This window comes from Streptomyces sp. NPDC048825 (genome assembly GCF_043198355.1).
Lineage (GTDB): Bacteria > Actinomycetota > Actinomycetes > Streptomycetales > Streptomycetaceae > Streptomyces > Streptomyces xiangluensis.
In genome coordinates this window covers 36,157-58,630 of sequence record NZ_JBICUR010000032.1, presented here as the reverse complement: position 1 = coordinate 58,630, position 22,474 = coordinate 36,157, and the positions used below count along the sequence as shown (strand labels likewise).

21 protein-coding genes and 2 pseudogenes are annotated in these 22,474 nt (G+C 67.8%); 15 read left to right on the top strand and 8 right to left on the bottom strand.

All coding sequences use genetic code 11. The features are described from left to right. Positions 1 to 511: 511 nt before the first annotated feature. Positions 512 to 3,007: a Helicase associated domain protein gene (locus tag ACGFNK_RS44205; RefSeq protein ID WP_393426566.1), complete on the top strand. Its 2,496-nt coding sequence runs from the start codon at positions 512 to 514 to the stop codon at positions 3,005 to 3,007. A gap of 117 nt (positions 3,008 to 3,124) precedes the next feature. On the opposite strand, the gene ACGFNK_RS44200 is transcribed toward ACGFNK_RS44205, so the two are convergent. Beyond that, on the bottom strand, positions 3,125 to 3,487 hold the full coding sequence (locus tag ACGFNK_RS44200; protein ID WP_393426563.1) for a hypothetical protein: 363 nt from the start codon (positions 3,485 to 3,487) through the stop codon (positions 3,125 to 3,127). A gap of 446 nt (positions 3,488 to 3,933) precedes the next feature. Here ACGFNK_RS44200 and ACGFNK_RS44195 point away from each other — a divergent pair, with 446 nt between their 5' ends. Next, positions 3,934 to 4,242 carry a hypothetical protein gene (locus ACGFNK_RS44195; RefSeq protein ID WP_393426560.1) on the top strand — a complete coding sequence of 103 codons (309 nt, stop codon included), beginning with the start codon at positions 3,934 to 3,936 and terminating at the stop codon, positions 4,240 to 4,242. Between the two features lie 38 nt (positions 4,243 to 4,280). After that, complete coding sequence (locus tag ACGFNK_RS44190) at positions 4,281 to 4,706, top strand: hypothetical protein (protein WP_393426557.1); 426 nt, start codon at positions 4,281 to 4,283, stop codon at positions 4,704 to 4,706. 323 nt (positions 4,707 to 5,029) lie between these two features. On the opposite strand, the gene ACGFNK_RS44185 is transcribed toward ACGFNK_RS44190, so the two are convergent. Continuing rightward, the gene (locus tag ACGFNK_RS44185) at positions 5,030 to 6,316 is read right to left on the bottom strand and encodes a hypothetical protein (protein ID WP_393426554.1); all 1,287 of its coding nucleotides are present in this window, start codon (positions 6,314 to 6,316) and stop codon (positions 5,030 to 5,032) included. Positions 6,317 to 6,576: 260 nt separating this feature from the next. Here ACGFNK_RS44185 and ACGFNK_RS44180 point away from each other — a divergent pair, with 260 nt between their 5' ends. The 4 genes from ACGFNK_RS44180 (at position 6,577) to ACGFNK_RS44165 (ending at position 8,700) form a co-directional block, all read left to right on the top strand. After that, on the top strand, positions 6,577 to 6,735 hold the full coding sequence (locus ACGFNK_RS44180; protein WP_393426551.1) for a hypothetical protein: 159 nt from the start codon (positions 6,577 to 6,579) through the stop codon (positions 6,733 to 6,735). 230 nt (positions 6,736 to 6,965) lie between these two features. After that, positions 6,966 to 7,301 (top strand): hypothetical protein, encoded by a 336-nt coding sequence (locus tag ACGFNK_RS44175; protein ID WP_393426548.1) that lies wholly within the window; start codon positions 6,966 to 6,968, stop codon positions 7,299 to 7,301. A 289-nt stretch (positions 7,302 to 7,590) separates the two neighbouring features. After that, entirely contained in the window at positions 7,591 to 8,136 is a 546-nt protein-coding gene (locus ACGFNK_RS44170; RefSeq protein WP_393426545.1) for a tetratricopeptide repeat protein, read from the top strand. Positions 8,137 to 8,508: 372 nt separating this feature from the next. Continuing rightward, positions 8,509 to 8,700, top strand: a complete 192-nt coding sequence (locus ACGFNK_RS44165) for a hypothetical protein (protein WP_393426542.1) — start codon at positions 8,509 to 8,511, stop codon at positions 8,698 to 8,700. Between the two features lie 171 nt (positions 8,701 to 8,871). Here ACGFNK_RS44165 and ACGFNK_RS44160 read toward each other — a convergent pair whose 3' ends face one another. After that, positions 8,872 to 9,261, bottom strand: a complete 390-nt coding sequence (locus ACGFNK_RS44160; protein ID WP_393426539.1) for a hypothetical protein — start codon at positions 9,259 to 9,261, stop codon at positions 8,872 to 8,874. 286 nt (positions 9,262 to 9,547) lie between these two features. Continuing rightward, on the bottom strand, positions 9,548 to 9,742 hold the full coding sequence (locus ACGFNK_RS44155; RefSeq protein ID WP_393426584.1) for a helix-turn-helix domain-containing protein: 195 nt from the start codon (positions 9,740 to 9,742) through the stop codon (positions 9,548 to 9,550). A 136-nt stretch (positions 9,743 to 9,878) separates the two neighbouring features. Here ACGFNK_RS44155 and ACGFNK_RS44150 point away from each other — a divergent pair. Next, positions 9,879 to 10,004: pseudogene (locus ACGFNK_RS44150) on the top strand (AAA family ATPase); the annotation flags it as partial. Between the two features lie 152 nt (positions 10,005 to 10,156). Here the strand turns inward: ACGFNK_RS44150 and ACGFNK_RS44145 are convergent. Then, the gene (locus ACGFNK_RS44145; RefSeq protein ID WP_393426536.1) at positions 10,157 to 10,900 is read right to left on the bottom strand and encodes an SDR family oxidoreductase; all 744 of its coding nucleotides are present in this window, start codon (positions 10,898 to 10,900) and stop codon (positions 10,157 to 10,159) included. Between the two features lie 95 nt (positions 10,901 to 10,995). Here ACGFNK_RS44145 and ACGFNK_RS44140 point away from each other — a divergent pair, with 95 nt between their 5' ends. Both ACGFNK_RS44140 and ACGFNK_RS44135 read left to right on the top strand, forming a co-directional pair. Further along, the gene (locus ACGFNK_RS44140; RefSeq protein ID WP_393426533.1) at positions 10,996 to 11,583 is read left to right on the top strand and encodes a TetR/AcrR family transcriptional regulator; all 588 of its coding nucleotides are present in this window, start codon (positions 10,996 to 10,998) and stop codon (positions 11,581 to 11,583) included. Positions 11,584 to 12,287: 704 nt separating this feature from the next. Next, entirely contained in the window at positions 12,288 to 13,796 is a 1,509-nt protein-coding gene (locus tag ACGFNK_RS44135) for an alginate lyase family protein (RefSeq protein ID WP_393426581.1), read from the top strand. Between the two features lie 92 nt (positions 13,797 to 13,888). On the opposite strand, the gene ACGFNK_RS44130 is transcribed toward ACGFNK_RS44135, so the two are convergent. After that, the gene (locus tag ACGFNK_RS44130; protein ID WP_393426530.1) at positions 13,889 to 15,421 is read right to left on the bottom strand and encodes a sigma-70 family RNA polymerase sigma factor; all 1,533 of its coding nucleotides are present in this window, start codon (positions 15,419 to 15,421) and stop codon (positions 13,889 to 13,891) included. A gap of 819 nt (positions 15,422 to 16,240) precedes the next feature. Here ACGFNK_RS44130 and ACGFNK_RS44125 point away from each other — a divergent pair. The 4 genes from ACGFNK_RS44125 to ACGFNK_RS44110 are packed head-to-tail and all read left to right on the top strand — an operon-like array spanning position 16,241 to position 18,559. Then, positions 16,241 to 16,372: a hypothetical protein gene (locus ACGFNK_RS44125; protein ID WP_393426527.1), complete on the top strand. Its 132-nt coding sequence runs from the start codon at positions 16,241 to 16,243 to the stop codon at positions 16,370 to 16,372. Positions 16,373 to 16,376: 4 nt separating this feature from the next. After that, positions 16,377 to 17,249: a DUF6192 family protein gene (locus ACGFNK_RS44120; RefSeq protein WP_393426524.1), complete on the top strand. Its 873-nt coding sequence runs from the start codon at positions 16,377 to 16,379 to the stop codon at positions 17,247 to 17,249. Positions 17,250 to 17,252: 3 nt separating this feature from the next. After that, positions 17,253 to 17,663 (top strand): hypothetical protein, encoded by a 411-nt coding sequence (locus ACGFNK_RS44115; RefSeq protein WP_245001448.1) that lies wholly within the window; start codon positions 17,253 to 17,255, stop codon positions 17,661 to 17,663. Between the two features lie 38 nt (positions 17,664 to 17,701). Further along, complete coding sequence (locus ACGFNK_RS44110; RefSeq protein WP_393426520.1) at positions 17,702 to 18,559, top strand: IS5 family transposase; 858 nt, start codon at positions 17,702 to 17,704, stop codon at positions 18,557 to 18,559. A gap of 43 nt (positions 18,560 to 18,602) precedes the next feature. Here the strand turns inward: ACGFNK_RS44110 and ACGFNK_RS44105 are convergent, their stop codons facing one another. Together ACGFNK_RS44105 and ACGFNK_RS44100 are read right to left on the bottom strand one after the other, a co-directional pair. Next, the gene (locus ACGFNK_RS44105; RefSeq protein ID WP_393426517.1) at positions 18,603 to 19,373 is read right to left on the bottom strand and encodes a methyltransferase domain-containing protein; all 771 of its coding nucleotides are present in this window, start codon (positions 19,371 to 19,373) and stop codon (positions 18,603 to 18,605) included. 488 nt (positions 19,374 to 19,861) lie between these two features. Further along, on the bottom strand, positions 19,862 to 20,584 hold the full coding sequence (locus ACGFNK_RS44100; RefSeq protein WP_393426514.1) for a cutinase family protein: 723 nt from the start codon (positions 20,582 to 20,584) through the stop codon (positions 19,862 to 19,864). 815 nt (positions 20,585 to 21,399) lie between these two features. Between ACGFNK_RS44100 and ACGFNK_RS44095 the strand changes: the two are divergent. Next, a pseudogene (locus ACGFNK_RS44095) lies at positions 21,400 to 22,326 on the top strand (ISAzo13 family transposase); the annotation flags it as partial. Between the last annotated feature and the right edge of the window lie 148 nt (positions 22,327 to 22,474).

Here is a 22,474-nt window from a genome sequence, read left to right as displayed (position 1 = left end):
CGCGCGGTCTGCTCCGCAGACACGACGCGACGCCGCTACGCGGCGTTATCCGCGCTTCGCGCGGAAGCATTCCGAACTCCGTTCGGAATGCGGCGGGACTCCGTCCCGCCTACCGGCTCGCTCCGCGATCCGGACGGATCCGGCTGCGCCGAATCCTGGGCCCGTACAGGCCTGCTCCGCAGTCCCGTACGGGAGTTGACGCACACTCCGTGCGCGCCAACAAAGCTGGCAGTAAGGGGGGAGGGTGTGGGACCGCTCTCGATTGCCCGTCAGGCGGAATATCTCACCCGGGGTTTGAGGCAGGTTCAGAGTCGACCACATGTCACCATCTTCGCGTACCCATGTGCGTCACTTTGGCGTAGCGGATAGGTTCTGGGATGGTAGCTGAGTGCCTCCCCAGCAAGAGCGCCGGGGATTTCGGTTAGACCGAAGTCCCTGCTTGGTTCCCTCAATTCAGGCCTGAAATTGGGCTCGCGATTACATCTGACACGGCGAAAGAAATGGAGTCGGTATGCCGCACATGGAATTGCGCCCGCATCAGATTGAAGCGGTCGACGGTGTTCTTCGGAACCTCGCGAACCCGCCCGGTGGCCGTATGCCTTCCGAGGGACTGAGGACACAGGTAATCGCCGCTACCGGCTCCGGTAAAACCCTGATCGGCGTGGAGTCCGCAACTCGGCTTTCTGCCCGCAGGGTTCTGGTGTTGGTGCCGACGTTGGACCTGCTGACGCAGATGACTGCCGCGTGGCGGCGGGGCGGGCGTCGCGGGGCGATGGTGGGGGTGTGCTCGCTGCGGGCGGAGGAAAGCGACGGTGTGCCCTGCACCACCGATCCCGACGAGCTGGTCGCGTGGGTCTCCGGCCTGGAGACGGTGACGGTGTTCGCGACCTACGCCGCGGTGGGACTCGGCATCCTCCAGCGGGCGCATGAGATCGGCCTACCGGTGTGGGACCTGATGGTCGTGGACGAAGCGCACAGGGTCAGTGGGGATGCAGGTAAGCCGTGGGCGGCGGTGAACGACCAGGCGCGGGTGCCGGCGGTACGGCGGCTGTACATGACGGCCACGGCGCGGGTGTGGGAAGCCGAGGGCGGGGTGCCGCGGCTGGTGGCGAGCATGGACGAGGACTCCCCCGTCTTCGGGCCCGTCGCGTACAAGTTGAAGCTGACCGATGCCATCCAGCTGGGGCTGGTGGCGCCCTATCAGGTGCTGTGCCTGGACATCCGTGATCCTGAGCTGTACGCGGCACTGACCAGCGAGGACACCGGCTCAGCGGCCGTGCGCGGGGCACGGTTGGCGGCGGTACAGACAGGGTTGATGCGCGCGGCCGTGGAGGAGCGGTTCCGGCGGGTGCTGTCCTTCCACAGCCGGGTCGGGGAAGCAGAAGCGATGGCGGCCGGGGTGCCGGCGGTTGCGGCCCGTCTCGCCGAGGACGACCCCGAGACGTTCCCTCCCGCAGAGCGGGTGTGGTCCAACTGGCTTTACGGCGAGCATCCGCCCGCGCATCGGCGGTGGGTGCTGGATGAGTTCGCGTCAGATCTTGTCAGTGGTGAGGAATTCGAAGGCCGGGACATTCCTGCAGCGTTGCGGGTTTTGAGTTCCGTTCGTGTCCTCGGTGAGGGTGTCGATACCGCCGAATGTGACGCTGTGCTTTTCGCGGACGCGCGCGGGTCCATGGTGGACATTGTGCAGATGGTCGGGCGTGCCCTGCGGATGCATCCGGGCGGCGGGAAAATCGCCACACTGATCGTGCTGGTATTCCTCGGACCGGACGAGGACGTAAACGAATTGCTCACCTCGGACGCGTACGGGACCCTCGCGAAGGTCCTCGGGGCGCTGCGGGCGCACGACACCGAGACGATCGAGGCGCTCGCCGATCCACGCGTCCGCAACAGCCGCCCCGCACACGAACAGGACAGCGGCGACGGGGAGTTCACCGACGCGGACGGCGACAAGGACCAGGACCTGGACGAGGCCGGCGCGCGGGTGAGTGGGGCGGCGGCCGGGGTGCTGCGCTTCAGCGAGGAACGCGACCCCGCCGCACTCACCCAGTTCGTCCGGCTACGGATCATCGACCCCGAAGGCGCCTACTGGCGGCGCGGGATCGAGGCGGCGACGCGGTGGCGCCGGGAGACCGGCAACAACGAGCTGCGGGTGCCCTACACATACGTCACCCCCGAGACCTGGCCGGGCGTTGCTGGTCATCCGCTGGGAGTGTGGATCGCCGATCAACGGCGCTACTACGCAGCCGGAACGCTGGAACCGGAACGCGTGGCCGAGCTCGAGACGCTCGGGATGGTGTGGTCCCACCAGGACACCGCGTGGGCAGAGGGGCTGTCCGTGGCTCGCTCGTACGCAGCGGCACACTCCCATCTGCTGCCGCCGGCCACGGCAGTGTGGGAGGACTACCCCATCGGGACCTGGTGCAAGAACTTGAGGGCAGCAGCCCGCAGGACCCTTCAGAACGCCGAACGCCGGGCGGCGGGCGAGACGGGCGTGCCCAGCGCCGGGGAACTGCCAGAGAGCCGTCTGGAGGCGCTGGAGGGGATCGATCCGGGGTGGTGTCCGGTATGGGAGATCGGATGGCAACGCGCCTTCCGCCTCGCCCTCGCCCACGTACAGGCCGGCGGGACGCTCCCGCTCCGTGCGGGCGAGGTGATCGTCCAGGGCGAGGACCTCGGAGCGTGGGCGGCCGCTCAACGCCTCGAGTGGGACAAACTGCTGCCTGCCCAGCAGTGGCTCCTGGACAGCGCCCTGAGGCTAGAACCCGCAGACGAGGACGAGCGGCCCGTGAAGCGCACGCAGGGCGACAAGTGGGCGGCCAACCTGGCCGCCGCCAGGCAGTTCCACGCCCGTGAGGGCCACCTGCGAGTGCCCCGCAAGCACGTGGAAACCGTCGACGGCGAGCAGATCCGGCTGGGCTCGTTCCTGGACAACACTCGCCGCAGGGCCGCCAAGCTCACCCCCGAACGATGGGCCGAACTCGACGCCCTCGGCATGCGCTGGTAAGCACTGCTGACCGATCCGCTGTCGTCCTATGGCCGGACCGCACGGACGCCAGGAGACGACAGTCGGGGGGCCAGCGGAGTCGGTTCTCGCCGACACGCCGTTCACGACATCCCTACATCAGGCGCCGCCAGGAGGCGCGTAGGTGATGCCGACGTCTCCGGCGGAGGTCGCGGCGAGGGCCACGACCTTCCAGATCGCGGCGGGAACGCCAGCCCGGGGGCCGTCGCCGGCGTCGTTGAGGAGATCCACGGTCAATTCGACGGACTTGCCGTCCGGCCCCTTGGCCGAGAACTTGACCTCCTGCGCTGCCCACGGTTTCGCGCGGACAGAGGCGAACTGCACCAAGGCGTGGTACGCCGCGAAATCCTTGCCGTTCCGGGTGAGGGTGAGAGTGCCCGGCCGAAGGTCGACGCCGACGTGGACCTGGGTGTCCTCCTGCACGATGACGGGTTCGCCGGTGGCGTCCACGCTGCTCTCCAAGGGGGCTGGGTGGGAGTTCAGCTGCTTAGCATGGCAGCTGACTGCCCGTCGGGAGAGGGCGTCCATTAACCGATCGGTTCATGGACAGATACGCCGGGACGGCGCCACCTCGAGCCAGAGTTGCCTTCCCTCGTACGACAAGGGCGTTCAACTTGGAAGGCCAGGCGGGACCGGGAGGGACTGCGTTACGAAACCCTATGCAGCATTCGCCCAAGGCCAATGACCAGCGGCAATAGGGGGATTGACGGGTAATCAAGAGTGTGGGATCCTCTCCTTCGGGACGCCACTCGTGTGTCCCATTCCTGTTTGGGGCTCTCCTTCTCGGTTGAGAAGCGGGGCCTTTTTGCGTTGCCGACCAGGCCCCCGGAGCCATGCCCCGGGGGCCTCTCTCGTTCCCGGAGGCCTCCACCTTGTTGTCCGCTCTCGTTCCCGGCACCGTGTCTGGCGTGCCGGTCTCGCTGGCGCTCTGCGTCGTTGTCGTACTGGTGGTCATCGTGCTGCTCGTCGCAGTCGTGGCCTGGGTCGTGCTGCGCCGAGTCGACCGTGCCGATCTCCCGGTCGCCCTGCTGGGACTGGCCCACGTGATATCTGCCCTGTGCGGGCTCCTGCCATGGGGCAAGCCGATGCCGCCGCCCGCGCTGCCGCAGCCGCGCGGCGGAGAACCGGACATGGAACCGCCAGTTGTGCCGACTGTGCTCGTGGTCCGGGGTGAAACGGTCGGTGGCGGCCCTCTGGTCGAACGGGAGAAGGCGTGAGCGGGCTCTGGCGGGACCGTAGCGAGCATCGTCCCTGGGTGGAGCGCGTCTCCGGGCCGGAGGAGGCGCTGCGCTCTATCTCCCCACAGCGAGCCAAAGCCTTCCTTGCCTGGGTGCTCTACGGTGCGTCCGATGAGGTGATAGGCGAGAGGCTCGACGTGACGCCGGAGCGAGCGCGCCGGCTGGTCAGCCTGGGGGCATCATCGCTACGTCATCCGGCATACGTCGGGCTCTTGCGGGACTACTTCGACACCGACGGGCAGACTCTGCTGATCGATAAGGGGCTGCGTGCCCTGATCCGGGAATGGCGGCTGGAGGAAATGTTCGCCCCCAAGTGTCGCCAGTGCGGCCGCCACTACACCCTCGAACGCGCTAGAGGCCCACGGATGAACGAGGGCGGCCGCCCCCGCCAATACTGCTCGAATGCCTGCCGTCAGAAGGCGTACCGGGAGCGCCGGCGGTGAGATCACGGGCGGCGGTCAGTGGATCTGGGGGTGTGAGTGGTTGAGGTGCTGGCACCCTTACAGGGCCGTCTAGAGACACTTCTGTGGCTTCTTGAGGCGCCGGAGCGGTAGTGCTCCACCAGTCCTGCGGGAGACGCCCAGGCTCTCGGCCACGGCGCCAGCGTGGAGCCGCGTGCGTGAGGAGGAATTTCATCTGTGCGCCTGCGGATTTCGGCGCGGGCGAGTGAACACGGTGCGCTCCGCGCGCACCACGCCGTCAAGGACCTTGCTGCGGGATCCGGCCGCGGCGTGTCGTCGCTGTCGATCAGTCGTCCATGGAAACCTCAGTACAGCGAGCCGATTTTGCGGACGACGCCCTCCTTCCGACGCCCGGTGGTGCTCATCCAGGCGAACACGGTGAGAGCCGACAGGACAATGAGAGGCAACTGCGCCAGCAGCCCACCAATGAGCATGAGGGGCACGGCGACGACTGCCGTTACCCCGCCTTGTAGCGTGATCGGCAAGCCGAGCCACTCGTGGCACAGCACATTTATGGACAGATACAGCACGTACGGGCTGAGGGCGAGCCGCACGGCGGTGCTCGCAGAGAAGAGCGCGGCGGACACGATCATCTGCGCGCGGCGCTCATCACTTCGGCGAGCCGCCGCACTCGCCGGAACCGCGACGGCCATGAAGAACGGCACGACCAGCAGTTTCAGCGCCGCCGCCGAGAGGCTGAGGGCGATCCCGCACGTGAGCAGAGTGACCGCCTGCTGCCGGAAGCCGCCCTGGATGGTGAAGCCGTCCAAGAGCCAGACGGCCGTCCAGATGCCCGCGCTCACCCCGACCAGGACTTGCACCCGTCTTCCGGGGTCAAGCTGTTCCTTCAGCCGCTGCTCGACCTCGCGGCGCCAGGCGTAGCGCCCTTTGAGCTCGGCAAGCTCGTTTTCCACCTCTTCCCGCTCCGCGTGCATTTCCAGCAGGCTGTCCTGCTGGCTACGGATGCGTTCCAACATCGTGGTGCGCTGTAGCTCCCGGGCATCGATCTGCTCCTCCAACTCCCGCACGAGCCGGGCAGCCGCTTTGAGCTGGCGTTCGTCCTGTTCACGCCGCATCTGCAGGGCACGGCTGTGTTGTTCGGCCCGCTCCAGCTCGGCACGGGCGAGCTTCCAGCGTGCGCGCAGCTCTTCCAGCTCTTCGTTGAGAGCTTGCCGCTGTCCGCGCGCCTCGCTGAGCTCCTCGCGGATGAGCTGCTCGGTGCGCGAGGCCTCCTCCACGCTGTCGCGCAGGGCGTACTCCCGCCAGCTCGGCCGCCTGTCCTGGCGCTTGCCGGGCTGCTTATGCTCCAGTTCCTCGAAACGCCTGAGGGCGTCCATGTACCGGGCGCGGGCCTGTCTGCGATCGTGTGCGGTCGCCGTGTGTCCCGTATGTGCGTGCAGGGCTTGGAACAGGGCGTCCAGCCATTCACGCCGTGGCATGCGCCTGCCGGACAGTATCCGGGACAGCTCATCCTCCCGCGTCCTCAGCGCCCGTGCGGCCTTTCGCCGGGTCGGCCATGTCCGGTCCACCAGCTCACTCAGCCAGCTGACCCAGGCCGTCATCTCGCTTCCCAGTAAGGGGTCCGGCTTCATCGCCGGACGGCCCGGCCGACCCTGCTCCGCACCCCCACCGGCGCCACCCGGCGTACCGACTGGCATGTCCACCGCTAGCTCCTCCGTGACAAAGTCCCAGGTCACAGGGCTTTTTGATGTTTGTGCAAAAACCCGCCGTGAGCGCATGCTCCCAGAGACAGGCCGCCCTGCGGTGTCGATCCGTCAACTCTTCACCACTGACGTGCGACGAGGCCGGAAACAGCGCCGCGGGCGAGCACCACCACCGGAAGGACATGCGCATGACCGCGTGCCGCGACAGGCGAGCACAACCGCGTAAGAACCGAGCCCGCCGACAGCTGTCCCGCACCGCTCTCGCCGGATTCGTCCGCGGCGCTGCCGGCACCCTCGGGGCGCTCGCTGTCGGAGCGCTGGCCGCCTGGCTCCGCGATCATCTGTAGGCCGCACGCGGGCCTTACCGCAACGTGGGTGAGGGCTGGTCCTGGCAGAGCGCCAGCCCCCACCCACGAGATCAGTACCGCAGTCGTCATCGAGTCCTCTGCGAGGTTCGGCCCCGCCGTCCGGCGGCCCGCAGCCGCGACGCCTCGCGCACGTCCTGTCGTCGGCGAACGCGGGGACAGGGAACGCCTGTTGGCGCGCGATGATGGCGTCGATCACTGGGAGGACAGGCATGCGGCTGACGATCGACACCGAGACGGACTCCTACGAGCAGGCGATTGCCGCTGTCCAGGCCGCCTACGGGTTGCGCCCCGTCACTCCCGCCAGCTGGCCCGAAGCCCCAGACGTGGAACCCCGCCCTGGCCCGCAGGACCTGAGCAGCGACGATATCGGGGACGGCTGGAGCGATCAGGCGTTGTTCCGCGTGATCGCGTCGCTGATGCCCGGGGCCCGGGCGGTGTTGCGTCGGATCACCGAGCTGGGCGGCACCGCCTCGTACGACGAAGTACAGCAGTACTTCGCCGACCATCGGACGGACTGGCGGCCTGCGGCGGCGGTCCGGGCTTAGCGCAGACCCCCGGACCGCCGGTCCGGGACTCGCTCGCGTATCCGCGGGGATCGGAGGTTCATTCAGGCGACGCCGTGTGCAACGACGTCACGGCCTGCCGGTCACCGCGCTTCGGTCGGCTGATCGGCATAAACCGGATAGTGACAGCAGCCACTGACAACACCCCTGCGTGCACAGTTCAGTTCCGGCAGGGAGGACCGGCGGAGCTCCCCGACGCTTGGTCGTGCGGAACACGAAGGCGTTCAAGGAAGCCGTTGCCTAGACCCTGGCTGAACTCGCCCACCAGGGCGTGACGCTCGCCCCGGCGACCGTTGAGGACACCATCGAGAAGAACATCCGCACGGCGGCCGACCGCATCGGTATCCAGGTGCGGTCGGCCTGGCTTCGACGCGGCCGCGCTCGCCGGCCGCCTCGCGAGCAGCTCGGGCGGTTCGACGAGGCCATCGCCGTTCTGGAGCAGGCGCTGACCGTCCTGCGCAGCATCGGTGACCGCTGGGCCGAAGGCATTGCGCTCGACATCCTCGGCACCGCACACCACCGCCTCCAGCGCCACGACGACGCGGTTGCGTACTTCCACCAGGCCCTCGACACCCATGCGGACATCGGCAACCGGTCGGGAGAGGCCCACACGCTCGGCAACCTCGGTGACGTCCACCTGGCCGCCGACGACCCGGAAGCGGCTCGCACAAACTGGCAACAAGCACTGGCGATCCTCGAGAAGGTCGACCACCCGGACGCCGAGGAGATACGGGGCAGACTCCGCCGCCTGGAGAAACTTCCGCCGGACGCACGACCGGACCCCACCGTCGGCCGGGAAGCGCCGACTCTGCCGTGACACCGGGCAACAAGCAGTGCTACCCGTACGGATGATGTAGTGGGCTGGCGCGATTTTCGGTACAGGCCGGATGAAGACGATGCGTTCCACGCGTACCAGGTCGCCGAGGATCTTGGCCCGCTTCGGGGCGGGAGCCGCAGCTCGTGCTGAACCACGTACAGACGTGGGCTGGCAAGTTGAAGCAGCCGCAGGACAGCCCGGTCAACGTGGTCGGCGAGGTGTCGCGGTGCTGCGCGCAACGCTGTGGCAATAGCTTCGCGAGCAGGCCGACGCCGGACAGTTGAAGGCGATCGAGGACGGCCGGGCCGCAGGCGGGCCTTCTGGTTGTGGGTCCATGCTGGCGGAGCTGGCGCAGCCGTCACTGCCATAGCGATGACCGTCCGGACCTGTATCAATCGCCGACAGGGCAACGCCGTAACCCTGTGGCGGCACGGCAAGAAGCTCGCCGAGATCAAGGGCGATATGTCGGCCGATGACATCGTCAAGATCCTCGAAGCCCGGGAACAGGCAGAGGAGCCGACTGCCTTGACGGCGGACGATCAGACGGCCCCTGACGGCCCGTAGGGCACTGCTACCGTCCCCGCATGGACCTTTGCACGCCCAAGCCCTCACGCTGCCCCTGACGGCTGCCGAGCACGTCGCTCTTCGCTCCGCTCACGGGACCTCCCGGTTGGCCAACTGACGAAATGAGCTGACCTGGAGCTCCGCCGACGGTCGGGTGTGCGGAGCCCATGCTTACCCGGCCTCTCGCCCGCCAGAAGTAGCTCGCCGTCCGCGGTAGCCACGAAAGCCGCGGCGCAGCGCAAGGGCGCACCATATGAACGCTGCCGTCAGTGCGGCTGCGGCGGAGGCAGCCAGCACCGGTGGCTCCGGCCGAAAGCCCAGGGAGAGCCGGGTGCCCATGAAGGTGAGTATGACTACGAGCGCATCCGGGCCGTGGAGCGGAACCCTGGCGGCGACAGCCCGCAGCGCGGCTGCCGCCGTCAGACCGGTCGCGGTCCAGGCCAGCAGATACGGCCGCACCTGCCCCGGAGCGGCGAGCGGCATCCCGAACTCATCGGGGCCGGCACGGAACGACGCGCTGGCCCAGGCCAGGCCGACTCCGAGAATGGTGACGCCCGCCACCCACAAGGCATGGCGCCATAGCGGACCAGGCCGCAGGGACGCTTCGTCGCCATCAGAGCTCGCGCAGTTGTCAGGGCTGGGGAGGCCGGGCGATTCAGTCACGCCCAGAAGGACGGGGCCCGGAGGCCGCAGGTTCCCACCCGAATCGCCGACCGATGCTTTCGCGTCGGCCGAGAAGCACCGCCGAGCTCTCGGTGTTGAGCCCGTCGCTCATTTCGTCACCCCACCCTCCGCATTTCGTCGGTTCCCCGCCTTCCCGGACGAGGGTTCGCCCGGGAAGCGCACCTCACTGCTGATCGGTGGACTCGATGTAGGTCTCTCCCAGGTACTCGCGGACGGCTTGCTGAGGCACCCTGAACGACCGTCCGACGCGGATCGCGGGGAGGTGACCGGAGTGGACCAGGCGGTAGACCGTCATCTTGTGGACCCGCATGACGGAGGCCGCTTCCGCGACGGTCAGGAAGGCCACCTCGTTGAGCAGTCGCTCCCGGGCATCTTCGCTTAGGGTCCGCCGGGCTGCCCTCTTCTGCTCCTGGCTCTCGCGGTTCTCATCGGGCCGCGGGACCGGAGGCGTTGACTCTGCCATCCCTTCGAGCAGCTGGTTCTTGCTCCGGGCCAGGCTCTGCGCGGCTATCGTCGACCGGCTCACCTTCGGCGGCAACCTGATCCAGACAGGCACCGACTCCTACCGCCTCGCCATAACCCAAGCCTGGGCAGCTGCCCAGGACGGCAAGGCAGGCTGACCGCTCTGGGACTCACTTCACCGGGAGGCGTCGCTCCCGTTGAGGCCGGGAGCCAGGTCCGGAGTTGTGTTCTGCTCGTCGGGACGCCCGGCCAGACAGTGGCGTTGTGCAAGCGGCTGGCGGCCGTCTCACTTGACCGGTGACGGCAAGTGTCACGCCTGGACGGTGGGGCGAACGTTGATCTCGCCGATCTCGACGTCGCTGGGCTGCTCGATGGCGAAGGCCACCGCGCGGGCGACCGCCGCCGCAGGGATGCCCACCGCGTCCATGTTCTTGCGCGTCTGCTCGCGGATGTTCGGATCTGCCATGGAGTCAGCAAGATCGGTGCGGATGTATCCCGGCGAGATGGCTGTCGTGCGCACCACCCCGTCGGTGGACTCCCTGCGCAGCCCCTCGTGAACGGTGCGCACCGCGTTCTTGGTCGCGGCGTAGACAGCCATCGAGGGGGACACGCCGGACAGGCCGGCCACGGAGACGATGCTCACCAGGTGGCCCGACCCCTGCTCGCGGAAGGCGGGCAGCGCGGCGGCGATGCCGTTGAGCGTGCCGCGAAGGTTGACGTCGATCATTGCCGACCAACCCTCGGTGTCGAGGTCGGCCATCGGGCTGATCGGGGCGATACCGGCGTTGTTCACCAGTACGTCGATACGGCCGTACCGATCGACGGTGGTGGCGACCAGGCGCCGCAAGTCCTCGGCCTTGGTGACATCGACGACGCACGTGGCAGCACGGCCCCCCTCCTCCCGGATGTCCTGCGCTATGGCCTCGATGCGCTCACTGCGGCGCGCCGCGAGGACGACTGCGGCACCGCGCTGGGCGAGGAGACGGGCTGTGGCTTCACCGATGCCGCCGCTTGCTCCGGTGACCGCGACGATCTTGTCATGAAGAGAGGGCACTACTGCCTCCAGATAAATTGGACACGTGTCCGGTGCGTGACCCACCCTACCGGACTCATGTCCACTTGTGATGGACGGAACGTCAGGAGACGCCTATGAACACACCGGCACGCCGTCCGGACGCAGCGCAGAACCGGACCCGCATCGTGGAGGCCGCCCGCGCAGCCCTCGCCGAGTCCGACCACGTCCACCTCAAGGAGATCGCCAAGCGCGCCGGTGTGGGACAGGGAACGCTCTATCGGAACTTTCCCAACCGCGAAGCGCTCCTCGCCGAGGTCTACCGGCGCGACGTCGAAGAACTCGTGACCGCCGCCTCCGCGCTACTGGCGGAACACGAACCCATGGAAGCCCTGCGCCACTGGCTCGACCGAGTGATCGACTACGCCGAGATCAAGTACGGCGTCCTGGCGGTGCTCGAGCCGGCAGCGTGGCAAGACCTTGTCGCCCACAGCCAGAACCCCATCGAAGGCGCTCTCAGCCACCTGCTGGACGCCGGGAAAGCAGCTGGTTCCATCCGCACGGACGTGGATGCCCGCGGGGTCCTCCTGCTCATCGCCTACCTCGGCCGACTGGACCGAGGTGAATGGGAACCAACAGCACGGCCTCTGATGAACGTCATCCTCGAGGGCCTTCGCCGACAGGACGCGGACCGGCGAGGGCGGCAAACCCCGAAGACATCCTGAGTGAGTGTTTTTGAACTCTGGCCGTGAGGTGGGTACGGCTGGATGATCTGGCTTGTGGCGGCTGGCGGGACGGCTCGGCGGTACTGCCGGGAGTGTGGTGATCCGCTGCCGGTATCGATGGCGGCAGCGGCGGTGTTCTGCTCGGGTCGGTGCAGGTCACGGCGGTGGCGGAGGCTGCTGCGGACCCGGCAAAGGGTGATCGCGATGCAGCGGGGAGAGCATGCCGAGTGCCCTGTGTGCGAGCGGTCGTGGACGGTAGGGGTGGAGCGCTCGAAGGCGGCGGTGTACTGCTCGGACCGCTGTCGGGTGCGGGCCTGCCGGCAGCGGCAGGCGTCGCGGAAGGGCGTTACGGAAACGCCGTAGGCGAACGCCTCGCTGCCCCCATCAACACCCCTTGTATTGCAGGCGAGTTGATGGCGGATGACGGGTGCTTCGAGCGCCCCCGGTTCACGCCCTGCCTCCGGGTGTCGCGCCCGGGCCACGGTGAGTGGTGGCCGGGGTCGGCTGCCCTTCTCGGTCACGCGTGGGTGACTGGGCCGGACCCGGACAAGGGCGGTGACCATCATGACCGACCGGATCGGGAACGTCACCCGGCAACGTTACGAACAGCTCGTAACGGGCGTCGAGTTTCTGTTATCGGCGGTCGCTCTCTCACGTCTCCTGTGCGTCCCCCCACCGCGACGACAAGGAATGGGCACGTGAACGTGACACCTCCCATCAGCCGCCGGAGCGTGCTGAAAGCCACGGGCACGGCAGTCGGGGCCGTCGCCATCGGTGCGACCCTCGCCCCGACTCCCGCCGGCGCGGCGGGCGCCGCCGCCTTCGCCCACCCGGGCCTGCTGCACGCCCGCGCCGACCTGGACCGTATGGCCGCCAAGGTGAAGGCGGGCGCCGAACCGTACACGGCCGGTTTCGCCAAGCTGACCGCCAACCGGCATGCGCAGAGCAGCTGGGGGGCCAACCCCCAGACCATCGTGTACCGGGGGCTGAACAGCCCCAGCCCCCAGAACTACACGATCCTCTACAACGACATCCACGCCGCCTACCAGAACGCCTTGCGCTACCACGTCAGCGGCGACACCGCGCACGCCGACACCGCCGTGGCGATCCTCAACGCCTGGTCGGCGAAGCTGACGAAAATCGACGGCGACGCCGACCGGTTCCTGGCCGCCGGAATATACGGCTATCAGGCCGCCAACGCCGCTGAACTCGTCCGCGACCACGACGACTTCGAACTCGAAAGATTCCAGAAGACGATGCTCGACGTCTTCTGCGAGGTGAGTCAGGCATTCATCGTCGACCACAACGGCACCTACCCCAAGCACTACTGGGCCAACTGGGACCTCTGCAACCTCGCCTGCGTGATGGCCACCGGCATCTTCTGCGACGACCGGGCCAGGTTCGAGCAGGCCGTCGAGTACTTCAAGAACGGCGATGGCCTGGCCGCGGTCAAGAACGCCATCCCGGTCGTGCACGACGACGGGCTCGCCGAGTGGCATGAGGCCGGGCGCGACCAGGGGCACTCGCTGATGGGCGTCGGGCTGATGGCCACCGTCTGCGAGATGGCCTGGAACCAGGGCATCGACCTGTACGGCTACGACGACAACCGCTTCCTCAAGGGCGCTCAGTACGTGGCCAAGTGGAGCCTGGGGAGTGATGTGCCGTACACGCCCAGCACCCGCGAGAGGGGCCCGATGATCCGCCGGTCGGTGCCCGAGACCACCTCAGAGGTCGCCCCCGCCGACCCGGCCATGACGCGGCCGGTCTGGGCCATGATCGCCAACCACTACACCAAGCGGCGGGGACTGTCCGCCACGTACGTCACCCAGGCCGCCGCCAAGGTCGCACCCGAGGGCGGGGGCGGGGACTACGGGGGAAACAGCGGAGGATTCGACCAACTGGGGTTCGGCACACTGGCGTTCACGCGGGACAGGGCGGCGGATACGGCGGCTTCGCCCGGGTCGGCTGCGGCTGCCTCCGGCGGGGCGGGTGAGGGGTCGGGCTCCGGTTCCGGCTCGGGCTCCGGTGCGCGGCCGCAGGGTGCTACGGGGACGCCGTCCACGTCCGCCTCCCCGCCGACGGACGGTGATCTCGCCGTGACCGGGTCCGACGACATAGTCGGCTGGACCGCTGCGGCGGGTGTCACGGCGATCGCCGGCGGACTGCTGTTCCTGCGCCGCCGCGACCGGATACGGCGCGACGGCACGCAGTAGTCGGCCGACCGGGCCCCGGCGGCACCACTGCCCGCGGCTGGGCAGGCGGCACCGGCTGCTCAGCCGTACGCAGTAACCGGTCGCTGTGGGTGTCAGCCCCGGGGACCGACCACGAGGAACGAGCGGCTGGCTCGGTATGCGGCGGTGTTCTCGGAGGGGTCGAGCCAGAGTTGGAGGTTGTCCCGGTGGCGAAGGTAGCGGCCCGGGTAGTTGTACGACTCCAGGGAGAGTGACCCGGTGGCGGTACCGGAGCGGGGGCAGAAGGTGGCGTCCTTCTGGAAGAGGGCGGATCCGTCGTTGGTGTCCACCTTGATGCGGAAGGCGTAGTGCCGCAGGTATCGGCCCTTGGCGTCCCTGAGTGAGTAGCAGTCCGGGTCGGCGAGACCGGGGACGAACCTGAAAGTGGCGTTCTGTCGGGTGACTGTGGAGCTGGTGGAGTCGACCGGAGTCAGGACACCGAAGCGGGCGGCGGCCTGGCTGACGTAGTGGCCGGGGACGTCGACCGACCGCAGGGCATGGCGCCCCGACAACCGCGCAGCGGCCGATGGGGTCGGGGTGGGCGAGGCCGACGCCGTAGGTGAGGCGGACACGCTCGGGGCAGGAGGGGACTGCGGGGCCGCTGCGGCGGGGCGCGGGGCCGGCTCGTCCGATCCCGTGCCGGCGTACCAGGCCACTGCGGCGGCCGTGACCACCACCGCACCCGCGGTCGCCGCAGCCACCGGCTTCGAGGCCAGCCTGCCGAGGTGGCGCGCCACCCGCCCGGCACCGCCCGCCGCAGGCGCGCCCGCGCCCGCCGTCGCCCCGCTCGAACCTGCCGTCAGGGCCTTTGTCAGCACCAGCCCGGTCAGGCCGATCGGCACGGGCACCAGTGCGAAGCCGCCCAACAGTCTTTGCGCCGGTATCAGGTCGGAGCCACGGGACAGGCACTGCGGGCAGTCGCGGACGTGGCGTGCGAGCCGCTTGCGCCACAGCGCGACCGGCCGCCCGTCCCACGAGGTGAGCGTGGCTGCCAGTTCCGGGCAGCGTGGCGCGGCGGCCACGGCCCGTACCACGGCGCGGGCGGTCTCCAGCCGTTCCTTGACCCGTTGGACGCGCACCGCGGCATGCTGGGGGGTGAGGCCGCAGGCCGCCGCCAGTTCGCCGCGGGTCAGTTCACCGGCGGCCTCCATCCACCACAGCGCGAGCACCTCGCGTTCCTCGTCCTCCAACCAGCGGGTCGCCTCCACCACTTCGCGACGCTGGCCCGAAAGCGTCAGCCGGAGGATCGCCAGATCGGCGAAGTCGGCCTGCGGATCCGCCTCATGGACGGTCTCCTCCAGTGGTGCCGCGACCGGCCGGCTCTGCCGGCTGCGCCACCGGTCGCGGACCTGCCGTACGGCGATCGCGACCAGCCACGAGCGGAACCGGTCCGGTTGTTCCAACCCGGGCAACCCGTCCAGGACGCGCAGCATCGTCTCCTGGACCACGTCGTCGACGTCGCTGTGTCCGTCCAGCGCTCGCCCGACGATGTTGTAGACCAGCGGCAGACTGTCCCGAATCAGCTGTTCCGACGCCTGCCGGTCCCTGGCGCGCGCAGCCACGACGACGGCCACATCCGGCCGCTGCTGCACGTCCTGTGAAGGCACCCGTCCCCCTGTCTCATCGCCGCGCCGATGTGTGCAGAGGCGACAGTGTGCCAGGAGCGAAGCCTGAGGACTCCCGTGGGTCGCACGTGCGGTTGCCCCCTGGCCGCAGGAAGAAGCACACCGAGCCGACGTCTTCGCCGGTTCCTCCGCCCTCCGGGCTGCCGCACATGCCCCGGCCGACAGGCCACTGTTCTGGCGCCGCCCGCTCGGGCACACACTGCTGCGGTCGCCGTGGCCATCCGGCCGGGTGTCCACGGTTCCGGCTCCAGAAGTGGCCGATCGGACGATGCGGACGCGTCCCGGGCCGGGGAGAAGTGGCCATTCGTCCGAGGCGGTCCTCACCCCTCGGGCGAGAGGGTCGGGAACGGCGGACGGCACAGATCCGGCCGCCGTCCCCCCAGCCCGGCGGCCAGCAGTGTGTCGGCTTTCCCTTCCCGGAGGCCGCGATCCCCACCGCACAGCCGCAGGTACGCCAACGCCTGTACTTCGTCCGCACTCCGCTGGTCCGCCGTCTGCCGGGCGCTGACGGCAGTCCTGCCGCCGATGGCGCTGACGCTCGCCCTGGGCCTGTGGGGCATACGCCGGCAGCGGCAGGCGTCGCGGAAGGGCGTTACGGAAACGCCGTAGGCGAACGCCTCGCTGCCCCCATCAACACCCCTTGTATTGCAGGCGAGTTGATGGCGGATGACGGGTGCTTCGAGCGCCCCCGGTTCACGCCCTGCCTCCGGGTGTCGCGCCCGGGCCACGGTGAGTGGTGGCCGGGGTCGGCTGCCCTTCTCGGTCACGCGTGGGTGACTGGGCCGGACCCGGACAAGGGCGGTGACCATCATGACCGACCGGATCGGGAACGTCACCCGGCAACGTTACGAACAGCTCGTCACCCGGGCGAAAGAGCTGATCGCGCAGGTTTCCCGCGCAGTTCGCCTTGGGCGACATGGCGTTGGAGATTGAACCCATGAGGGCGGTGGGCGGGTCGATGCCGAACGGCACGGATGACCTGTTCACCGTGACGGAGTCGTTGCAGCTGTTCGCGGACGACATCGGGGTCGAGCGCCGGACGGTGGAGGACTGGCGGTACACCGCCAACCGGTGGCCGAAGGAGCGGCGCAAGGAAGGCGTGTCGTTCACCGTTCACCGCATCCTGGCCTCGGTCGTGGACGAGGACGAGCGGTGGGCGGCGATCGAGGACGCCCCGTTCAACCCGCGCACCGGGGCCCGGCAGTGGACGCCGGACGGCGCCAAGCGGGTCGTCGGCCAGCGGGTCGAACATCCCGTCACGGTCGACGAGAAGGTCCAGGCCGTTACCGACCTGACCCGCGACGACGAGGTCGCCGCCCAGGTGGCCGCCGGCCTGTTCAAACGACCGGAGGTCACCGAGCACGTCACGCCGGCGGAGAGGATGCGGGTCGTGACGGAGCTGACGAGGGACGACACCGTCGCTCAGCAGGTGACCGCCGACCTGTTGCGCAGGCCGACGGTGGCCCGGTCGGTGATGCGGGACGACAGCGCGCGCATGCTGGTCAACCGGGCGCAGTTCGACAACTCCGAGGAGACCAGGGAGCGGATCCGGGAGACCACCCCGGCTATCCGCAAGATCGAGCACACCATCGAGTACCTCGACCTGGTGGGCTCCTGCCACAGCTTCGTGGCCACCCTCGGCCGGCTGGTCCCGCAGCTGCGGGGGCAGGAGTTCACCGACGAGGAGCGCGAGACCGTGAGGCGGCAGATCGGCCGTGTCCGGGCCGCGGCGGACTGGCTCGAAGGCGCTCTCGACAACGGCGAGTTCACGCTGGACGAGCAGCTGACCCAGCTCCTCAAGGGCGAGTAGGCGATGGCCCGTCGCACCGGCCAGCCGCTGTCGGAGCACTACGGCGACCTGGCTCGCGTCGCGCTGATGGAAGCCAGGCCAGCCGGCCTGCACACCGTCCAGCTCGTTGCCGCCACGAGGCTGAAGAAATCCCAGGTCCAGCGCGGTATCCGGCATCTTCGCGATGTCGGCGCCGCGGAGAACCTCACTCCTATCATTTGGCGGCGCAAGGACGGCTACATGTTCTCCGACGACCCTGCGGACTGGATCGAGTACGAGAAGAAGCAACTCGCCCAGGTCCTCGGCCGCCTCACACGGATGATTACGGGCACGCTCGCCCCGCATCTGGCACGCTGCCCCGACGACGAGTGGGCCCAGCTGGTGGCCGCCCAGCTCACCGGGGTGTCCGCGACCCTCGCCCAGCTGTCGAAGTAACTCCTGTCCGCTCCTTCCATGCCATCGACGAGTCCGCCATGCCGAGTCCTGACCGCCGTCGCCGCTACCCGTCCGACACCACGACTGCCGAGTGGGCCCTTCTCGAACCGCTCCTGCCTGTCCCGGCCTGCCAGACCAAGACCGGCGGGCACCCCGAGAAGTGGCCCCGGCGCCAGATCGTCGATGCCATCCGCTATATCACCGACAACGGCGCGAAGTGGCGCGCGCTGCCGTCCGACTACCCTCCGTGGGAGACGGTTTACGGGTTTTTCGCCCGCTGGAACCGCCGGGGCGTCGTCACCTTCATCCGTGACCAGCTCCGCCGTCGTCTGCGCACTGGCCTGGGACGATGCCCCTACCCGGTCACGCTGATCGTCGATTCGCAGTCGGTCAAGGGCGCCACCACGGTGAGCCGGGCGACGCGCGGCTTCGATCCCGCGAAAATGATCAATGGGCGGAAGAGACACCTCGCGGTGGACACGAAGGGCTTCCCCGTGATGATTATGGTGACGCCCGCCGACATGCAGGACCGGGACGCCGCCCGCGAGCTGCTCTGGCGCCTTCGCCTCACGCACCCGCAGATCACCCAGGTCTGGGCCGACTCCGCCTACGCCGGCCGACTCGTCACCTGGGCCGAGGACTTCCTCCACATCACCCTCAAGACCGTCTCCCGCCCCAAGGGAGCCAAGGGGTTCGTGGTCCTCCCGCGCCGCTGGCGAGTGGAACGCACCCTGGGGTGGATCATGAACGCCCGTCGCAACGCACGCGACTACGAACGGCTTCCCCAGCACAGCGAAGCGCACCTGAACTGGTCACTCATCACCCTCATGACCAGGAGACTGACCCGGAAGAAACCCGCCCCCGGCTGGGCAAAGAAGCCGAAGGCGATGTCCTGACACTCCGTACGTCCTGGTGAACCGAGCATGCCGGGCAGATCAGTCAGCGAGAGCAGACCACGGTGACGAGGGTGAACGACGCGTAGAACGGACCTTCGGAAAGGCTGGCGAACCAGCGCTGACCGCGATTGCGATCGATGCGACCCTCGGCGATGGCCTGTTGCATGTTGCGGCCGAGCCCCAGCGTGTGGTCCGCCTCTTCGGCATCTCGGAAGACCGGTGTCGTAGCGACCACCGTTTCGACACGGAAGCCCGCCGTGTGTGCCAGCCGGGCGAGGCTGCGTCCGATCGTGGCATGCCGGACCACCTCGTGCGTGGTGTACCGGGTGAAGGCACGGCTGGTCTCAAGATCCTCCGCGTCCACCACCAGCGTGTCCCAGTCCGGCTCTACGAGACCGACAACGGCACCCGGCCGCGTGACGGGATGCAGCTGTGCAAGCACGTCCCCAGGCTGAGCGACGTGCATCAGGACCCGGTCAATCTTGGCCCGATCCACCGAGCCCGGATCAACAGGCAAGGTGTGTACGTCACCCTCCCGAAGCTCCACTCCAGGCAGCTCGCTCGTACGCTCCCGGGCCCGGGCCAGCATGACAGGGTCACGGTCGACACCGATCACTGTGCCCAGCTCGCCCACTCGTTCCGCCAGTGTCGGAAGGTCGGCACCCGGGCCACACCCCGCATCAAGCACAGTCTGGCCTGGGGAAATGTTCAGCAGATCGATCAACTGCTGCTTGTACCCCCGCCCAGCGCCGTCAGCAGCTCGCAGCATGTAAGAGGCCTGGTCCGGTCGGGAGACACCAAGAGTTGTCGACATGACCGCAAGTCAAGCACACCGATCAGCCAGCGGCTCCTCAACTGAGGTGTGTGGCAGCCGAGTTGACGCACTCACTGTTCAAAAACACTCACTGAGAAACCGCCCTTCCGGCGCTGACTGAGCAGGTGGCCCAGGCGCATCGACGCGCATGCCGGCGAGCTGGAACGAGGCGGGCCCTGCCCGCGATGTGGCGAGCCGACGGTGCGTTTCCGGAACGAGCCCGGCACGCGGGACTGGTGCACGTTGTGCGAGTGGGACAAACGGCAAACAGGTCGGCCCCGTGCAACTGGCGTTACTCGTGCGTTACCACTGGAAGGTGGAGGCCGTGTACGAACATCACTGCCGGACCGCGCCCCAGCGCCCGCGACGCACGGCGCCCGCTCGCCCTCCTGGAACACGCGTGATCACGAACCGGACCTCATGCGACTACGCCGAAGCCCTGCATACGGGGCCCGCCCGACTCAACATCGGGCGGGGCAGTCGGTTGATCACTTCGGATAGACCTTGCGCCCTAGGAACTCCCCACCCTTCGTGGTAACCCCGGAGTAAGAGTTGTGCGGGCATGCTGGCTTGTCACAACCAACAGCATCTCGGAGTTGGGGTCCGACCTCCTGACCCGCTGACAACAGACCGGGGCGGTAACCCTCCCCGCAAACGGGGTCCCTGGCAGCGCACCAGCTCTGAATGCGGTCGCCGAATCCCGGATAGTCTCCGCCGAGCCTCAAGGTAGAGATGTACCTTGACAGTTGCCTCGCTATGCCTCGCCCATTCCTGCCGTTATCCCACTGCGGATCCCCGTAGAGCGCGACACCGGCAATGTGGTTCAGTACCTGAGGGCGAGTCGAGCGCAGGAACTTGTCGATGACCCACGCACCTTGCGAGTATCCCACCAGCACAAATTGCGTGTCGGCGCACGACTGGAGGGTCTCGGCTATATTAAGCCCGATCTCACTGACACCTGCCCCATTAGAGCTATCGAACAGGCCCTTCACCGCAACTGCGGTGCCCTTAAGCGTCCTTGGATCCTTGATTACCTCGCCCAATATCTCGCTGAGGTCCGAGAGATGTACAGAGTTGTAGGTCAGGTTGTATTTGGTCGGCTCGATGCTGGTGGTTCGATTCTGCTGGAACTCTTTCCAGGTTGCATCAATGAACTCGCTTCCGTCACGGCCACCCTTACCCACCATGCCGTGGACCCCAATGAAGTGCACCGGGCACTCCTCCGCACGAGTCGTCGTCACGTTGAACCACGCATCGGCGCTTCCCCCATTCCCCAAGATCGCAGAAATTCGCAATTTCCCATTGTCGCTATTGCTTGGAATGGTGAGACGAGTGCTGAACTCCCCATCCGGTCCCGGCACCCCTGTGGCCAGTGTTGAACCGTTGATCTGGATTGAAACCGTCCATCCCCGCGACGCGAAATCCTGCCAGCCGACGCCGCTTACGGTCACAACTGTGCCTGGAGGTCCACTCGAAGGGTTTACGCTAATGCTTTCTTGCGCGTGGGCCGACTCCGGGGCCGCCACCAGGAATAGACACAACGTAGCCAGGGTTGCGACTAGTGCTTTTACTCGCGCCTTCACTGTGCAACTCACCTCGCTTGCAATTTTTCCACGAAGCGGCACGTTCCGGGCCGTTCGCCTTCCCGTAAACCGGATTCAAGGGAATAGCAAGCAATGACGTGTGCTCAAAGATTAGCTCCGACGTCACCGATATAATTCGGTGAGAACTGGAAGTCGCGTTGAAAGCCCACGAGTCTGTGATTTGTTCCACTGCCTTCCAGCTATCCATACTGCGATGGTCGTGTCAAATCGTGCGTTCGGTGCGTCTCTCTGTGAGAGCTGGACATGGTCAGCAATCCAGAAGTCCGCTGTGTCGATGACCTGCGACAACGACTCCGGTTGGCCTCGGGAGTCAGGGGCAGATGCCGACACCCCCGGCAGGGGGCTGCCGATTAATAACTCCTCGGTTTCTCCGGGTCGTTGGGCCGTAGGATGCGGATGTGTCCGAGGGGAACAAAGCGGGGTTGGCGGAAGTGTTCGGTCTGCTGCTGCCGCATCTGGACGAGCGGCAGCAGCGCCTGGCGCTGGGGGCAACGGCCCGTGTCCTGGGCTACGGCGGGATCCGTATGGTGGCCGGTGCGGCCGGGGTCGCGGAGTCCACGGTGTCGCGCGGGAAACGGGAACTGGAGTGTGGGGAAGAGCCTGTGGGCCGGGTCCGGGCGCCGGGCGCGGGCCGGAAATCTTTGCGGGAGGCTAATCCCGGGTTGCTGCCCGCGTTGCTGGCTCTGGTCGAGCCCGACCAGCGGGGTGACCCGGAATCTCCGCTGCTGTGGACAGTGAAGTCCACCCGGAAACTGGCGGCTGAGCTGACGCGCCAGGGGAACCAGGTCGGTTCGGACACGGTGGCCGGGCTGTTGAAGGCGGAGGGCTTCTCTCTGCAGGGCACCTCGCGGACAACCGAGGGGGCCCGGCATCCGGACCGGGACGCCCAGTTCCGCTACATCAACGACCAGGCAATGGCGTATCTCGCGGACGGTCAGCCGGTCATCAGCGTGGATGCCAAGAAGAAGGAAACCCTGGGCAATTACGCGGTCATCGGAAGCGAGTGGCACCATGCCGGACAACCGGTGGAGGTCCGCGCGCATGACTTCCCCGAAAAGGGCGCCCAGAAGGCGGTGCCGTACGGGATCTACGACATCGGCGCGGACGCCGGCTGGGTGTCGGTTGGCTGCGACGGGGACACATCCGCCTTCGCGGTGGCCACCTTGCGCCGCTGGTGGAGCGGCGAGGGACAGCACCGCTACCCCACGGCCTCCCGTCTGCTGGTCACCGCCGATGCCGGGGGATCCAACGGCTACCGCGTCCGCGCCTGGAAGAAGGAACTCGCCGATTTCGCCCACGAGACGGGCCTCCAGGTAACCGTCTGTCACTTTCCGCCAGGCACATCGAAGGTCGGGTAGCCGGAGGGATTCGCACCCTCCGGCTCCCACAGATCCGTACGTGACGATCTCTCGTCATACGGCTCTTGTCGTCCTGATCACCAGGCCAAGGAGGGGGAACTGGTCCACCTCCACTGTGCGAACATCCCCGGGCGGCGCT